Source organism: Blastococcus sp. CCUG 61487 (assembly GCF_005222955.1).
GTDB lineage: Bacteria > Actinomycetota > Actinomycetes > Mycobacteriales > Geodermatophilaceae > Blastococcus.
In genome coordinates, this window is the sequence record NZ_LWUA01000206.1 from 1 (window position 1) to 233 (window position 233).

Consider the following 233-nt stretch of genomic DNA (forward strand, 5'->3'; position numbering starts at 1 on the left):
CCCCGGCGGGTCCGGGTGAGGTATCCGCCCTGCTCGAGGTCACGCAGGATGCTCAGGGTCGCGCGAGCGCTGATGCCGACGCCGCGGCGAGCTCGGCCACTCGCGCGTCCGGGTCGGCGGCGACGGCCAGCAATACGAGCCCGTGGTTGGTCAGGAACGTCCAGGGCGGTCTCCGCGGGTCGGTCATCGCGGCGGTCCTCTCCTGCGCTGGCCCCAATGAGTGAAGCATGCTT

1 pseudogene is annotated in these 233 nt (G+C 71.7%); it reads right to left on the bottom strand.

Annotated elements, in window-relative coordinates:
- Positions 1-52 precede the first annotated feature (52 nt).
- Positions 53-233: pseudogene (locus A6V29_RS21255) on the bottom strand (hypothetical protein); the annotation flags it as partial.